We start from the raw sequence: 14,141 nt of genomic DNA on the forward strand, positions 1-14,141 counted from the left end.
CCGACGTCCTCGCAGCCCAACGCCGCGAACGAGCACGCGTCCGCAGCGAACGCCAGCACATCTGGGGCCAACGCGCCACCCACGCCGCCTAAACCAACCCGGCCAACCTATGTGGTCACAGCACTAGCTGAAGATCACCGACCGCAGGAGAAGCCTGTCCGAACCGCGCCCACCGTTGGGGCGCAGTGAAAAGTAGTCCTCTCCTGCGCAATCGCCGTCCTTGAACACCGCTGCCCGTGAATCGGTGTAGTTGCGCGGACGGAACGCGTCGACGTCCCAGTCGGCTATTTCGGGAATTTCGATGCATTCGCCGCTCGGCGGATCGATCAGGGTGCCGACCTGCACTTCCCCGTTCGCGGCGTAGTAGCGGTAGGTGAATTCGCCTTCGGCGGCGGATGCCGTCGCCGGAATCGTGAAACACAGGGCGATAGCACTGGTGGCGGAGGAAAACGTTACGTGTGCGCATACGGACGCGTCCTTCGGAGAGTCGGGATTCCTCGACGGTAAAGCGAACATCGAGGTCTCCGGTAGGTCTCACGACCACGTCCACTCGCCGGTGCCGGGTGCTCGACCTGATCGTGGGTGGACCGATCTCGGTCGGTGATCGATAGTGAGGGGCATGTACAGCGGCAATCCCGACGTCCCCGACGACGTGTTCGCGGACGTTCTCGGCCAGATCAACGACTTCGTGCGCACCCGCGTGCTGCCCAGAGAACTCGAGATCATGAATACGGACGCCATCCCGGCCGATTTACGGGCGCGGGCGGCGGAGATGGGGTTGTTCGGGTACGCGATCCCGCAGGAGTGGGGCGGGCTCGGACTGGACCTCGTGCAGGACGTCGAGGTGGCGATGGCGCTGGGCTACACGTCGTTGTCACTGCGGTCGATGTTCGGCACGAACAACGGCATCGCGGGGCAGGTACTGGTCGGATTCGGGACCGACGGGCAGCGGGACCGGTGGCTGCCCGGCATCGCGTCCGGTGAAGTGGTGGCGTCGTTCGCGCTGACCGAGCCCGGCGCCGGCTCGAACCCGGCGGGGCTGCGGACCAGTGCGAAGCCGGACGGCGACGGCTGGGTCATCGACGGCGGCAAGCAGTTCATCACCAATGCCACCGAGGCCGGTTTGTTCGTGGTGTTCGCGCGAACGAAGCCCGCGTCGGAGTCCGGCACCGGCATCGCGGTCTTCCTCGTCCCCGCCGACGCGCCGGGAATTCAGGTCGGCGCGAAGGACGCGAAGATGGGGCAGGAGGGCTCTCGCACCGCGGATGTCGCGTTCTCGCAGGTCCGTGTCGGCCCGGAGGCGTTGGTCGGCGGAGACGGCGACGTCGGCTACAAGGCGGCGATGACCTCGTTGGCCCGCGGCCGGATCCATCTGGCGGGCCTGGCTGTCGGGGCCGCGCAGCGAGCGCTCGACGAGTCGGTCGCCTATGCCGCCACCGCGACCCAGGGCGGGACGCCGATCGGGGATTTCCAGCTGGTGCAGGCGATGCTCGCCGATCAGCAGACCGGGGTGCTCGCCGGACGGGCGCTCGCGCGTGAGGCGGCCCGCTTGTACGTGACGGGTGAAGATCGCCGGATCGCGCCGTCGGCGGCGAAGCTCTTCTGCACCGAGATGGCGGGCAAGGCCGCGGATCTGGCGGTGCAGGTTCACGGCGGCAGCGGCTACCTGCGGGAGGTCGCGGTCGAACGTATCTACCGCGACGTCCGGCTGATGCGGCTCTACGAAGGCACCAGCGAGATCCAGCGCTTGATCATCGGTGGCGGGCTCGTGCGCGCCGAGAAGAAGAAGGCGTGACCCGTCACTTCATCGGCGCCCACAGGACTTAGGCCACAGCGGAGCCGACCCAACCTTCTTGACGAGACGGGCATTGCGGAACGGGGCGGTCTCGCTATACGGTGACAGAACTAGAACAGGTTATAGTTCTGGGACGGTGGGCGGACCGAGGAGCGGAAATGGCGAACAGGGCGCCGCGCGGCGACGAGGCCGATTACGTGGTCGTCGGATCGGGCAGCTCGGGGGCGGCGATCGCGGGCAGGCTGGCGGAGTCCGGTGCCAGCGTGATCGTGTTGGAGGCGGGTAAGAGCGACGAGAAGCTGCTCGTCAAGAAGCCGGGCCTGGTCGGCCCGATGCACGCGGTGCCACAGCTCAAGAAGCCCTTCGACTGGGGCTACTACTCGGTGCCACAGAAACACGTTCTCGATCGCCGGATGCCGGTGCCGCGCGGCAAGGTGGTCGGCGGCTCCAGTTCCATCAACGGCATGGTCTACGTCCGCGGCAACCGCGCCAACTTCGACTCCTGGGCCGCGGAGGGCAACAAAGGCTGGGACGCCGACAGCGTCAACGCCGCGTACAAGCGGATGGAGGACTTCGAGGACGGCGAGAGCGAGTTCCGGGGCGCGGGCGGGCCGATCAGGGTCACCCGCAACAAGCTTCCGCAGGAGGGCACGCTCCAGTTCATCCAGGCGACCGCCGACGCGATCGGCTGCGAGATCCTCGACGACTACAACGCCGAGTCGCAAGAGGGCGTCAGCCGGATGCAGCAGAACGCCGCCGACGGCCTGCGCTACAGCGCCTCGCGCGGCTACATCCACCATCTCGCGCCCGCGACACTGCAGGTCCAGTCCGGGGTGCTGGCGAAGAAAGTGCTGATCGAGAACGGCCGCGCCGTCGGTGTCGAAGTCGTCGACGCGACCGGAAGCAGGCGCACGCTGCGGGCAGGCAAGGAGGTCATCCTCTCGGCGGGTTTCGTCGGATCCGCGCAACTGCTGATGCTGTCCGGGATCGGCCACGCCGAACACCTGAAGGAGCACGGCATCGACGTCCTGGCGGACCTGCCGGTCGGCGACAACCTGCACGACCACATGTTCCACGCGCTGACGTTCCACGTGTCGTCGAGCAAGAACAAAGGCACACCGCCGTACTTCGCGCGCGGCCTCGTCAAGGAGCTGATGCGGCCCGGCACGTCCTTCCTGGCGCACTCGGTCTTCGAGGCGGTCGCCTTCCTCAAGACCTCCCAGGCCGCCGAAGTCCCGGACCTGCAGCTGCATCTCCTGCCGTGGGCGTACGTCACGCCCAACCAGGACGCGCCGATCCGGCACGACGTCGACAAGCGGCCCGCGCTCACCGTGCTGACCACGCTGATCTACCCGAAGAGCCGCGGCACACTGCGCCTCGCTTCGGCCGATCCGACGGCGGCGCCGCTCATCGACTTCCAGTACCTGTCCGACCCGGCCGATCTCGAGGTGCTCGGCGAGGGTTCGGAGATGGTCCGCGAGATCTTCGCCTCGGGGGCGTTCAACGGGTCGATCAAGGAAGAGCTCCACCCGGGCAAGGGGTTGCGGGGCCAGGAGTTGCGTGACGCGATCCTGAATCGCGCGACCTCGGTGTACCACGGTGTCGGCACCTGCCGGATGGGCGTCGACGAACTCGCGGTCGTCGGTCCCGACCTCAAGGTCCGCGGCATCGAAGGCCTGCGGGTCTGCGACGCCTCGATCATGCCGTCGATCACCGGCGGCAACACCAACGCGCCGGCCATCATGATCGGCGAGCTGGGCGCGCGGCTCGTCCTCTCGGAGCCCGACGGCGGAGCTGAGACATGCCAGGGAAATTGACCCTACGCGTGAACCGGCCGCGGGTTCGCCAACAGCCACTCGGACAATTGACGGAAAGAGGGCCATGACCGTCACACCGCTCGCGCTCACCCGCCCGGCGTCGGTGACCGACGCGTTCCTGCGACGGCTCGTCACCAGGGTGCCGGGCTCGTCCGGCGCGACCTGGAAACTCACCGAGGTCTACACCGGCGACGTGCTCGTCGAGCTGCCCCAGTCGACACCCGACGACATCGAGCAGGCGTTCACCACCGCGCGCGCCGCGCAGGAGAAATGGGCCGCGACGCCACTCAAACAGCGGCTGGAGGTGTTCAAGCGGGCACACACGCTCTTCGTCGACAACGCGCCGATCGTCACCGACCTCATCCAGGCCGAGAGCGGCAAGAACCGCCGGATGGCGATCGAGGAGACCTGCGACCCGGCGATGGTGATGAGCCATTACCTCACGCGGGCCGCCAAACTGCTGGCGCCGACCAAACGCGGCGGTCCGGTTCCGTTCCTGACGACGTCGACCGAACTCCGGCAGCCCAAGGGCGTGGTCGGCATCATCGCGCCGTGGAACTTCCCGTTCGCCACCGGCATTTCCGACGCCGTCCCGGCGCTGATGGCCGGGAACGCGGTCGTGCTGAAGCCCGACAACAAGACGGCCCTCTCCCCGCTCTACGGCGTCGAGCTGCTGGAGAAGGCCGGGCTCCCGAAGGGCCTGTTCCAGGTGGTGTGCGGCGAAGGCCCGGACGTCGGCCCCACGCTCATCGACCAGGCGAACTACGTGATGTTCACCGGTTCCACGGGCACCGGCCGGGTGATCGGCGAACGGGCGGGCCGCAACCTCATCGGCTGCTGCCTCGAACTCGGCGGCAAAAACCCGATGATCGTGCTCGACGACGCCGATCTGGACGAGGCCGTACAGGGCGCGATCTTCGGCGCGTTCGGGAACACCGGGCAGATCTGCATGCACATCGAGCGGATCTACCTGCCTGAGTCGCGCTACGACGAGTTCAAGAACGCGTACGTGGCCAAGACCGCGACGCTCGATGTCCGCGCCGCTTACGACTTCGGGCCCGACATGGGGTCGCTCGTCTCCGTCGACCATCTGAGCCGGGTCAAGTCGCACGTCGACGACGCCGTGGCCAAGGGGGCGACCGTCCTTTGTGGAGGGAAGCCCCGGCCTGACCTCGGCCCGGCGTTCTTCGAACCGACGATCCTCGAAGGCGTCACGAAGGACATGCTCTGCGGGGTCACCGAAACCTTCGGACCCGTTGTCGCACTGCACAAGTACCGCACGGTCGACGAGGCCGTCGCGTTGGCCAACGACACCGAGTACGGCCTCAACGCGTCGGTCTGGGGCGGTGACGTCGGCGCCGCGCGTGCCGTGGCCTCGCGCATCGAGTCCGGTAACGTCAACATCAACGACATCCTGGCCACCGCGTACGCCGCCAAGGGCACACCGTCCGGCGGCGTCAAGAGTTCCGGCGTCGGCGCCCGCCACGGGGACCAGGGCCTGCTCAAGTACACCGACGTCAAGAACGTGGCGGTGCTCAAGAAACAGGTCATGGGTCCGCGCGGCGGCCAGACCTACGAAAAGTATGTCGAGGGCATGCTTTCCGGGCTGAAACTCATGCGTCGCTTCCGTATCCGCTAGACGTCGTCGGTGTGTTGGGGCGCGGCCAGCACACAGACGATACTGAGCACGCACATGCCGATCAGCAGCCCGATCGTCGGCCACACACTGCCGATCGCCTGGAACAGCAGGGTCGACACCAACGGCGAAAGGCCGCCGAAGAGCGCGCTGCCGGTGAGCCCGCCGACACCGCCGGTGCCCAGCGCCAAGCCCAGCACCGACGCGGGCTGCTCCACCAGCAGCATCGGCGTGATCACGGCGAAACCCAGGGTGTGGAAGACGTGGTCGATGACGAAGAACCGGAGCGCGGCGCGCAGGCCGGGGCGGCGGGTGATGAACTGCCGGCCGTTCCGGATCTCCGAGCGGAAGTTCTCCTCGCGCCGCCGGAACGACAGATTCGGGAAGCGGACGAACAACAGCGTGAGCGCCCCGGCGGCGAAGGTGCCCATGTCGACGAGCAGGCCCGCCGGATCCACGACGTCTGCGCCGCTTCCGGTGGTCCGGTGTGGTGCGGCGGAATGCACCCCGGCGACGTCTCCGCCTCGGACCGGTACTACGAATCCGACATCACCGAACCGTTCGTCCTGCGGGACGGGAACCTGCCCGTCCCGACGGGCCCCGGTCTCGGGGTCACACCGATCCCGGACGTGCTGGACGCGGTCACGACATCGGTGCGGGAAGTCAGCCGGCTCCGGCAAAACGGTTAAACGCGCCAAACCTTCGGAGGGATACACCGCAGATCCGCACTCTTATCGTCGGAGGCCGACCGGGTTCGGACTCTCCTGTGAGGAGCGCCTGATGAAGATCGTGCGCATGATGGGCCTGGCCGTGCTGACGGCCTCCGCGTTGGTGTTGTCGATGACGGCGGCGTCCGCGCACGACCCCGAGACGGCCGAGGGGCAGGCGGCGGCCCGGACCTTCATGGCGGACCACGTCCCGGCCGAACGGCACGCCGTCACCGGCACCGCGGCTGGCGTGCCGTGTGTCGACGGCAAGGCCGACATCTATCCGTGCAAGAACGTGGACCTGCTCAGCGTGCTTCCGCTGTCCAGGCTCGGCGGTGGGAACGGCAACGACATCTGGGGCTGGACCGATCCTTCGTCCGGCAAGGAGTACGCCATCGTCGGGCGGACCAACGGCACCGCGTTCGTCGATGTGAGCACACCGACCTCCCCGAAGTTCCTCGGCAACCTGCCGTCCAACGGCGGCAGCAGTTCGTGGCGGGACATGAAGGTGTACAAGAACCACGCGTTCATCGTGGCCGACTTCATCACCGGGCACGGCATGCAGGTGTTCGACCTGACCCGCCTGCGCACGGTCACCACGCCGCAGACCTTCACCAACGACGCCCTCTACAAGGAATTCGGCCCCGCGCACAACATCGCGATCAACGAGGAGACCGGTTTCGCCTACGCGATCGGCTCCAACACCTGCAGCGGCGGACCGCATATCGTCAACATCCAGAACCCGAAGGCCCCGGCCAAAGCGGGTTGTGTGTCGCAGGACGGCTACACCCACGACACGCAGTGCGTCGTCTACCGGGGACCGGACGCGGCCTACCAAGGCAAGGAAATCTGCTTCAACGCCAACGAGGACACGCTGACCATCGTCGACGTCACCGACAAGGCGAGGCCGGTCCAGATCTCGCGCAAGGGCTACTCCGGCGCGCAGTACTCGCACCAGGGCTGGCTGACCGACGACCAGCGCTACTTCCTGCTGGACGACGAACTGGACGAGCAGCGCGGCACCGACAAGCGCACCAAGACCTACGTCTGGGACCTGGCCAAGCTGTCCGCTCCGGTGCACACCGGCGTCTACAGTTCACCCGCCACCGCGATCGACCACAACCAGTACATCAAGGGCCGCTACTCGTACCAGGCGAACTACCAGGCGGGCCTGCGCATCCTGGACGTCAGCGGGGTCGCGTCGGCGCGGTTGTCCGAAGTCGGCTACTTCGACATCTACCCGGCTGGCAACGCGGCGAACTTCAACGGGGCGTGGAGCAACTACCCCTACTTCTCCAGCGGCATCGTTCTCGTCAACGGTATCGAGCAGGGCCTGGTCGTGGTGAAGCCCAACCTCGGCGGGAAGTGACCGGGACCGATCGTGCGCAAACCCCGGTTCAGGGATTGGCTGTTCCTCGCACTGGCACTGGTGATCGGAGTCGCCGCGGTGGTCGTGGCGCTCCGCCCGACACCCGGCCCAGCCCACTCGGCCCACCGGCCGGTGGTCACGGCGGACCTGGTGCCCGCGGCGCACAGCGACGGGTTGTCGGAGGCGGAAAGCGGCTATCGGTTCGAGCGGATCACCACGCCCGACCGGCGGGGTCCCGAGGTCCCGGTCACGTTCCGCATCCTCGGCCCCGACGGGCGGCCGGTCACGCGATTCCTGGACAACCAGACCAAACAGATGCACTTCTTCGCCGTGCGGGACGACATGAACGTCTTCCAGCACGTGCATCCGACGTTGGACGGGGACACCTGGCAGACGAGCCTCACGCTGACCGACGGCGGCGCCTACCGGATGTTCGCCGAGTTCGTCCCGCTCGACACCTTGGACGCGCGGCATCCAGTGGTGCTCGGCGTCCCGTTCACCGTGCCCGGTGACACCACCTTCGTGCCGGTGCCCGCACCCGCCGCCGACACCGTGACGGCCACGGGTTACCGGGTGGCGCGGGCGGACGGGACGGCCCGGATTTCGGTGACGCGGGCGCAGGTTCTCCGTTTCGCCATCCGAGGCCCCGACGGCGCGCTGGTCACGACGGTCGACCCGCATCTGGGCGCGAACGGGCATATGACCGGGTTCCACAGCATGCTGCTGTCGGCCACACATCTGCATCCGGTCCAGCCGCTCGGCGCGGTGCTGGTCAACGGTGAGCTGACCTTCCACTCCCTGTTCTCGGATCGGGGGGAATACCGGCTGTTCCTGGAGTTCTCCCACGGCGGGCGGGTGCACACGGCCGCCATCACCGTCGCGGTGGACTGACCGGGACGACCTCGGTGATCTTCGGTGCCGGGCCTCCCGGCGCCCAGAGCAGCCGGACGCGGTCGGTCACGGCACCCCGAGGTCTCGGGAGCGCCGTCGACCTCCCCGAATCAGCCACTCAAGGCAACGCTCGGGATTCTTGGGTGGACTATGCGGCGTCGTCTTTCCGATTCCGCCTGACGAATCGGTCGCCGGACGACAGAATGGCTCCGTGCGGATACTTGGCGTCGTGGTCGCTCTTGTCCTACTCGGTGTCACCGGGTGCCAGTCCGATGTCTCCGGTAAACCGGAGCCCGACGGCGACGAGTTCGTGGTCAAAGACGGATCCCGGCTGCGGTTTCGGCCGGTCCTGACCGAGCTCCCTCCGCGTCCGCCGGGCCCGGCGACCGGCTCGGCGGCGAACCGCCAGACCACGGATCCCGCCGAACAGCAGGCTGCCGCGACGGCGCTGGACTGCTCGAAGGGGCCGGATCCTCTGGACGGCGGCGACGATCCGGCGCTCCCGTTGATCACCTGTGATCGCGAGGAGGGCACGAAGTACATCCTCGGCCCGGCGTTCCTCACCGGGGCCGACCTCAGCAAGGCGAACGCTCAGCTCGATTCCCGGTCGGGGGGCACGATCATCGGTCTCAGCTTCACTCCCGCAGGGGCGAAGACGTGGGCCGACTGGACCGCGGCGAACGTCGGCAAACAGGTCGCGATGGTGCTGAAGACCCGCGTCCTGACCGCGCCGATGATCCAGTCCGCCATCACCGGCGGGGAGACCCAGATCTCCGGCAAGTTCACCCTGCCCGAGGCCCGGCAACTGGCGCGGGACATCGCCGGCGGATGACCCGGCCTCCGGGGTCTGGTGAGTGTCCCCAATGCCACATTGGGACACTCACTCTTTCCCCGCCGCTGCCCAACCGCAAGTAGAGGACTAATTACGGGCGGGCGTGAGCGGAAGGGTGTCCGGCTGTCCTGAGGTCACCTTTCAGAACGTCGGGGACTGTGGCCTTCCGGACACCTGCGACGCGAGTCCAGCACCCAGCCGGCGTCGGAATACGATCGGCGACCCGGACGTTTGAGCGTTCAACTACTTGAGGAGTTGGACAATGGGTTACGAGATCCTGGGCACCCGTCAGGCGCCGTCCTTCGGCCTGGACACCTTCGGCGATGTGGAGAACGACGCGGACGACCAGCCGGTGAGCCAGGCCGAGGCCATCCGCCAGGTCGTGGCCGAGGGCGTGCTCGCCGACCAGGTCGGCGTGGACTACTTCGGTGTCGGCGAACATCACCGCGCGGAGATGGCGGTGTCCTCGCCGGACGTCGTCCTGGCCGCGATCGCGGGCCGGACCGACCGGATCCGGCTGGGCACGGCGGTCACGGTGCTCAGTTCGGACGACCCGGTGCGGGTGTACGAACGGTTCGCCACACTGGACGCTGTTTCCCGAGGCCGCGCCGAAGTCACGCTCGGCCGTGGTTCGTTCACCGAGTCGTTTCCCCTGTTCGGCTATTCGCTGGACGACTACGAAGCGCTCTTCGCCGAGAAGCTCGACCTGTTCACGCATCTGCAGGAGGAGAAACCGGTCGAGTGGTCCGGGACCGTCCGTCCCGCGCTGGAAGGCGCGCAGGCCTTCCCGGTCACCGAATCGGGGAGTCTGCCGGCCTGGGTCGGGGTCGGTGGCACCCCGCAGTCGGTGGTCCGCGCGGCCGCGTACGGCCTGCCGCTGGTGATGGCGGTGATCGGCGGATCGCCGGAGCGGTTCACACCGCTGGCTGACCTGTACCGGCGCGCCTTGAAGGAGGCGGGCCGCGCGGAGCTGCCGATCTCCATGCACAGCCCGGGACACGTCGCCGCGACCGACGAACTGGCGGTGGCCCAGCATTTCCCGCACCATCAGGCCGCCTTCGCCAAGATCGGCGCCGAACGGGGCTGGGGCCCGATGTCCCGCGCCGACTACGACGCCATGGCCGGGCCGCGCGGCGCGCTGTTCGTCGGTTCCCCCGAGACCGTCGCGCAAAAGATCGCCTGGGCGGTGCGGACCCTCGGCCTGTCGCGATTCCAGCTCAAGTACGGGGCCGGCGCGCTCCCGCACGAGCAGCGGATGGAATCGATCCGGCTTTACGGCGAGCAGGTCGTCCCGCGGGTGAAGGAGCTGCTCGGCACGGTCTAGCCTCGAAGCCGTGGTGTTCGACTCCGAGCGCCCTACCGCGGCTGGGAGGATTCCGGCTGGCAGTGCGGTTCGAGCACGTTCCCGTCGCCGAGGACCTGCGCATGCCCGCCGTCGCGAAGGCCGTCGTCGATCTGCGCCAAACCCCCGGCGGCGGGATACGGATCCGCTGGCACGGAACGTATCGCGCGCCGGGGCAGCGCGTGGTTCTTTCAGTGGTATTTCCGTCGCTTCACGCGGGAGACGGCGGCTGGGCTCGCCGCCAGCCCGGGCTAGTGAGGGATCCGCTGGGCGGCTTCCCGGTGGAACCCGGCGATCATCGCTTCGGTGCTCGGCGGGTTGAAGGGCTGCCCGAGCGTGCGCATGAGCGAGTTCACGCTGGGGCGGTACATCCCGGTCTTGCAGTAACGGGATCCCTCGAAGGCGCCGATCGTCCCGCCGTCGGGGGAGGGCTTGCCGAGCCAGGTGTACCACTTGGCGCGACGGTCCCGCATCTGCGTGGCGGTGAGGGCGGACGCGTTGGGCTCCCTGGGTTCGCGGGTTTCGCAGGTGCCGTAATCGTATTCGTCGGCGAGTCCGCCGATGGAGTGCCCGAGTTCGTGGGCGACGATCTGGCTGGCCTGGACGTTGCCGCCCGAGGAAGTCGCGACGCCGCCGCCGGCACCGCCGTACTTGGTGGTGTTCGCCAGCATGATGACCTGATCGACGTCCGGCGCGGCCGCGGCGTACTGGTTCGCCTTGGTCTCGTTGACGCACAACAGTCGCTCGATGCCGCCGCACCAGAAGTACGAGCCGAGCGCGGTGTTGCGCCGCACTCCCTGTGTCGGGTCGTTGGTGACGCCGGACTGGGCGGAGACGACGTCGACCTGCCAGAGGTTGAACTGTTTGCGGTAGCTCTTGTACGGCTCGACGGCGAACAGCGCCGCGATGCTGGACCGGACGTGCTGCGAATACGTGCCCAGCTGCGTTGAGGTGTAGCCGTCACCGACGAAGACCAGGTCGAAGGTGCTCTCGCTGGGGCCGTTGGTTTCGATCGGGGTCACCGCGGCGGCGCTCGCGATCTGCTGTGGCGCCGCTGTTCTGTCCGAAAGCGGCCGGGTGACGTCCACCCGGCTGATGGTTCCTCCTGGTTCGAAGGTCTCCATCGACGTCGTGAACCGGGGGGCCGGGGCCGCCGACGCCGTCGCGGGAACGAGGCCGGCGATGAGAGTTGCGGTCAGCGCGTACATGAGACATGCGCGTCGCATGCGTACTCCTTGCGGGGAGGGGAGGAAGGAGGGAGGGGAGAAGAGGAGTACGAAAAACGATCCCGACTTTCGACGGCTTCCGGCACATCCCAAGTGGCCATAAGGTCCGCGTGATGGATGTCGAGTTACGTCATCTGCGGGTGGTGTGCGCCGTGGCCGACGCGGGCAGCATCACGCGCGCGGCGATCGGCATCGGGAGCACCCAGCCCGCGTTGACCGCCGCCGTGCAACGGATCGAGCGCGCGTTCGGCGGAACGCTGTTCGTCCGCAGCCGGGAAGGGGTTGTGCCCACGGCGTTCGGCGAATGCGTGCTCGCTCGCGCGCGGACCGTCCTCGCCGCGGCGGACACGATGCACCGGGACGCGGCACGCTGGCTGGCGGACGGGGAGAAGCGTCCGGTCACGCTGGGCGGGATCGGCGGTTCGATGGTCGTCGAGCTGGCGGACCGGCTCGGTGATTCCGGCCGGGCGCAAGCGGTTTCGGTGACCACCGAGTTCTCGCCACTGCGGCTGCTGGATCTCGTGGCCTGCGGGCAACTCGACGCCGCCGTCGTCGCCGACTACCCCGGTCACGTCCTTCCCCCGGCGCCGGGGGTGGCGCTACGGGCGCTGGCCGCGCAACCGGTGTTCGTGGCGATCGCGGCGGACCATCCGGCCGCCCGCGGCGCCGAGATCGACCTCGCCGACCTCGCCGGGGAACGATGGGTGCTCGGGCCGTCCGACGGCGCCGGCTGGCCGGAGTGTTTCGAGGAAGCCTGCGCGCGGTCGGGATTCCGGCCCCAGGTCGCTCACCGGAGCACGGAACTCCGGCCACTGCAACGCCTGATCGCGGCGGGCCGGGCGACCTCCCCGTGCCAGGTGACCTTTCCCGCCACGCCGGGAATCGCGATCCGCGCTCTCACGGGAGATCCGTTGTGGATGCGGTATCTGATCGCTTGGAACACCGAAGGGGCGTTCGGCGGGAACAGCGACGTTCTGATCGCCGCGGCCGAGGCGGCCTACCGCTCCGACACCGACAGCAGCCACACCTATCGCCACTGGCTCGCCCGCCGCGGCGAGCCCGTCGCCGTCCGGCGTGCCATCGGGTGACCCCTGGTCGGGGAATTCCCCTTGTCGGGGCGGTGGTCCTAGCCTCGGATCACCTCATCGACGAAGGGTAAGAAATTGCGTCTGCGCGCCCTGCTGGCCGCCGCTGTCCTGACCATCATCACCGCTCCGGCCGCGCTCGCCGCGCCGGACGTAGCCCACGGCTCCGATGTCCCACCAGGGCAGTTCGGGTTCGTCGCGAAGATCGCGATGACGAAGATCCCTCGCCCCGACGGCTCGACCTACAGCAGTTACTGCACGGGGGCGCTGGTCTCGCCCGGCTGGGTCATCACCACCGGGCACTGCTTCCACGACGCGCACCGCAAGCGGGTTTCGGGCAAGATGCCGTATCCGACCATGGTGACGCTGGGCCTGGTCGACGAAGCGACGGAGTCGGGCGTGGCCCGCAAGGCGATCGAAGTGGTGCAGGCGAAGGAAAACGACGTCGCCCTCCTCAAGTTGGACACCCCGGTGACCACAGTGACCCCGCTGACGGTGAACCGCGTGCTCCCCAAGGTCGGCCAGCAGCTGACACTGGCGGGCTGGGGCAGCCTGACCGCGACGAATCCCGCTCCGGCGACCCGGATGCAGCAGGGCGCCGTCCAGGTGGCCACGGTGGCCCCGACGACCGTGGGCGTCCGCGGCGCGGCCCCGGCGATCACGACCAGCGCCTGCACCTACGACTCGGGCGCGCCGTACTTCGTCCCGGGAGGCAGGAGCGGCGCGTTGGTCTCGCTGGAAACCACCGGGCCGAATTGCCCGCACGCCGGGGTCGAGACGACCTCCCGCGCCGACGTCGTCGCGGACTGGATCGCCAGCCAAACGGCCTAGCGGGTCGTTTCGGCCGGTGATCCAACGGGTAGCTGCGTGACCAGGAGGTACCACTATGACGACCGAGCGAATGACCGCGCCTCCGGCGCCGCCGAACCCCATGCCGCCGGATCCCGGAATGCCCGATCCCGGTATTCCCGAGCCGGTGCCGGACCCGGGGAAGCCCGAGCCGCTGCCGGACCCCGGGGTTCCCGAACCGCTCCCCGAGCCGGGACCTCAACCGGGCACGGCTCCGTCCGGGCTCAGAGGGTGAACGCGAGCCAAAGCGCGAGCCAGGCGCAAGCCGCGACCGCGACGACGATCGCGAACACCCGCAGGCCGGTGGTGGCGATCCGGAGCGATGCGGTGGCGTTCTGCTGTCGGTGATTACCCATGATGCCGTCCTCCTTTCAAGATCACCTTCCGCTTCTCCGGCGGTCGCCGCAGCGGGGATGGTCTGCCCGGGTGACCCCATCCGGGTGAGGATGGCCCGCGTTTAGTCCTCTAGTGCTGTGTCCATGAACGTTGGCCGGGTTGGCGACACGCCGGTCGGCGTTCGTGGCGGGTGATCGTCGGGGCGTCAGTCTGGGTGGATGGCAAAACCAGTTCGGGCGCGTCGTTTGACCGATCA

Annotated in this window: 15 protein-coding genes and 1 pseudogene; 11 read left to right on the forward strand and 5 right to left on the reverse strand. The window is 68.3% G+C overall.

Translation table 11 applies throughout. From position 1 onward, the window contains the following. Positions 1 to 123: 123 nt before the first annotated feature. Positions 124 to 516: a hypothetical protein gene (locus tag ACM6LU_RS38965; protein ID WP_414942887.1), complete on the reverse strand. Its 393-nt coding sequence runs from the start codon at positions 514 to 516 to the stop codon at positions 124 to 126. A 103-nt stretch (positions 517 to 619) separates the two neighbouring features. Here ACM6LU_RS38965 and ACM6LU_RS38970 point away from each other — a divergent pair, with 103 nt between their 5' ends. The 3 genes from ACM6LU_RS38970 to ACM6LU_RS38980 all read left to right on the forward strand — a co-directional run bounded on the left by ACM6LU_RS38970 (position 620) and on the right by ACM6LU_RS38980 (position 5,251). Further along, positions 620 to 1,795: an acyl-CoA dehydrogenase family protein gene (locus ACM6LU_RS38970; protein ID WP_414942888.1), complete on the forward strand. Its 1,176-nt coding sequence runs from the start codon at positions 620 to 622 to the stop codon at positions 1,793 to 1,795. Positions 1,796 to 1,953: 158 nt separating this feature from the next. Then, positions 1,954 to 3,612 carry a GMC family oxidoreductase gene (locus ACM6LU_RS38975; protein ID WP_414942889.1) on the forward strand — a complete coding sequence of 553 codons (1,659 nt, stop codon included), beginning with the start codon at positions 1,954 to 1,956 and terminating at the stop codon, positions 3,610 to 3,612. Positions 3,613 to 3,676: 64 nt separating this feature from the next. Further along, on the forward strand, positions 3,677 to 5,251 hold the full coding sequence (locus ACM6LU_RS38980; protein WP_414942890.1) for a succinic semialdehyde dehydrogenase: 1,575 nt from the start codon (positions 3,677 to 3,679) through the stop codon (positions 5,249 to 5,251). Here ACM6LU_RS38980 and ACM6LU_RS38985 read toward each other — a convergent pair. Beyond that, entirely contained in the window at positions 5,248 to 5,706 is a 459-nt protein-coding gene (locus ACM6LU_RS38985) for a hypothetical protein (RefSeq protein ID WP_414942901.1), read from the reverse strand. The genes ACM6LU_RS38980 and ACM6LU_RS38985 overlap by 4 nt on opposite strands. On the opposite strand from ACM6LU_RS38985, the pseudogene ACM6LU_RS38990 reads away from it, so the two are divergent. The 5 genes and pseudogenes from ACM6LU_RS38990 to ACM6LU_RS39010 form a co-directional block, all read left to right on the forward strand. Then, positions 5,656 to 5,937: pseudogene (locus tag ACM6LU_RS38990) on the forward strand (o-succinylbenzoate synthase); the annotation flags it as partial. The gene ACM6LU_RS38985 and the pseudogene ACM6LU_RS38990 overlap by 51 nt on opposite strands. Before the next feature lie 91 nt (positions 5,938 to 6,028). Beyond that, complete coding sequence (locus ACM6LU_RS38995; protein WP_414942891.1) at positions 6,029 to 7,324, forward strand: choice-of-anchor B family protein; 1,296 nt, start codon at positions 6,029 to 6,031, stop codon at positions 7,322 to 7,324. Positions 7,325 to 7,336: 12 nt separating this feature from the next. After that, positions 7,337 to 8,215 carry a hypothetical protein gene (locus ACM6LU_RS39000; RefSeq protein ID WP_414942892.1) on the forward strand — a complete coding sequence of 293 codons (879 nt, stop codon included), beginning with the start codon at positions 7,337 to 7,339 and terminating at the stop codon, positions 8,213 to 8,215. 211 nt (positions 8,216 to 8,426) lie between these two features. Then, entirely contained in the window at positions 8,427 to 9,047 is a 621-nt protein-coding gene (locus ACM6LU_RS39005; protein WP_414942893.1) for a SecDF P1 head subdomain-containing protein, read from the forward strand. Between the two features lie 262 nt (positions 9,048 to 9,309). Further along, positions 9,310 to 10,371 (forward strand): LLM class flavin-dependent oxidoreductase, encoded by a 1,062-nt coding sequence (locus tag ACM6LU_RS39010; RefSeq protein WP_414942894.1) that lies wholly within the window; start codon positions 9,310 to 9,312, stop codon positions 10,369 to 10,371. A 32-nt stretch (positions 10,372 to 10,403) separates the two neighbouring features. On the opposite strand, the gene ACM6LU_RS39015 is transcribed toward ACM6LU_RS39010, so the two are convergent. Continuing rightward, complete coding sequence (locus ACM6LU_RS39015) at positions 10,404 to 10,544, reverse strand: hypothetical protein (RefSeq protein ID WP_414942895.1); 141 nt, start codon at positions 10,542 to 10,544, stop codon at positions 10,404 to 10,406. Positions 10,545 to 10,640: 96 nt separating this feature from the next. Next, positions 10,641 to 11,615, reverse strand: coding sequence for a M64 family metallopeptidase (locus ACM6LU_RS39020; RefSeq protein WP_414942896.1), 975 nt, complete (start codon positions 11,613 to 11,615; stop codon positions 10,641 to 10,643). A 113-nt stretch (positions 11,616 to 11,728) separates the two neighbouring features. Here ACM6LU_RS39020 and ACM6LU_RS39025 point away from each other — a divergent pair, with 113 nt between their 5' ends. The 3 genes from ACM6LU_RS39025 to ACM6LU_RS39035 all read left to right on the forward strand — a co-directional run bounded on the left by ACM6LU_RS39025 (position 11,729) and on the right by ACM6LU_RS39035 (position 13,784). Continuing rightward, entirely contained in the window at positions 11,729 to 12,703 is a 975-nt protein-coding gene (locus ACM6LU_RS39025; RefSeq protein ID WP_414942897.1) for a LysR family transcriptional regulator, read from the forward strand. A gap of 75 nt (positions 12,704 to 12,778) precedes the next feature. Further along, on the forward strand, positions 12,779 to 13,531 hold the full coding sequence (locus ACM6LU_RS39030; protein ID WP_414942898.1) for a trypsin-like serine protease: 753 nt from the start codon (positions 12,779 to 12,781) through the stop codon (positions 13,529 to 13,531). Between the two features lie 55 nt (positions 13,532 to 13,586). Beyond that, a complete protein-coding gene (locus ACM6LU_RS39035; RefSeq protein WP_414942899.1) occupies positions 13,587 to 13,784 on the forward strand; it encodes a hypothetical protein in 198 nt (65 codons plus the stop codon). On the opposite strand, the gene ACM6LU_RS39040 is transcribed toward ACM6LU_RS39035, so the two are convergent. After that, complete coding sequence (locus ACM6LU_RS39040; RefSeq protein WP_414942900.1) at positions 13,774 to 13,905, reverse strand: hypothetical protein; 132 nt, start codon at positions 13,903 to 13,905, stop codon at positions 13,774 to 13,776. The two genes, ACM6LU_RS39035 and ACM6LU_RS39040, sit on opposite strands and share 11 nt — an antisense overlap. Positions 13,906 to 14,141: the final 236 nt, after the last annotated feature.

Origin of the sequence: Amycolatopsis sp. cmx-11-51 (genome assembly GCF_047608665.1) — a bacterium.
In the GTDB taxonomy this organism is placed as follows: domain Bacteria; phylum Actinomycetota; class Actinomycetes; order Mycobacteriales; family Pseudonocardiaceae; genus Amycolatopsis.

Coding starts and splice junctions, on each gene's coding strand:
- ACM6LU_RS38970 (WP_414942888.1), top strand. CDS start 620: ATGTACAGCGGCAATCCCGACGTCCCCGACGACGTGTTCGCGGACGTT.
- ACM6LU_RS39010 (WP_414942894.1), top strand. CDS start 9,310: ATGGGTTACGAGATCCTGGGCACCCGTCAGGCGCCGTCCTTCGGCCTG.
- ACM6LU_RS38995 (WP_414942891.1), top strand. CDS start 6,029: ATGAAGATCGTGCGCATGATGGGCCTGGCCGTGCTGACGGCCTCCGCG.
- ACM6LU_RS39035 (WP_414942899.1), top strand. CDS start 13,587: ATGACGACCGAGCGAATGACCGCGCCTCCGGCGCCGCCGAACCCCATG.
- ACM6LU_RS39020 (WP_414942896.1), bottom strand. CDS start 11,615: ATGCGACGCGCATGTCTCATGTACGCGCTGACCGCAACTCTCATCGCC.
- ACM6LU_RS38980 (WP_414942890.1), top strand. CDS start 3,677: ATGACCGTCACACCGCTCGCGCTCACCCGCCCGGCGTCGGTGACCGAC.
- ACM6LU_RS38965 (WP_414942887.1), bottom strand. CDS start 516: ATGTTCGCTTTACCGTCGAGGAATCCCGACTCTCCGAAGGACGCGTCC.
- ACM6LU_RS39040 (WP_414942900.1), bottom strand. CDS start 13,905: ATGGGTAATCACCGACAGCAGAACGCCACCGCATCGCTCCGGATCGCC.
- ACM6LU_RS39025 (WP_414942897.1), top strand. CDS start 11,729: ATGGATGTCGAGTTACGTCATCTGCGGGTGGTGTGCGCCGTGGCCGAC.
- ACM6LU_RS38975 (WP_414942889.1), top strand. CDS start 1,954: ATGGCGAACAGGGCGCCGCGCGGCGACGAGGCCGATTACGTGGTCGTC.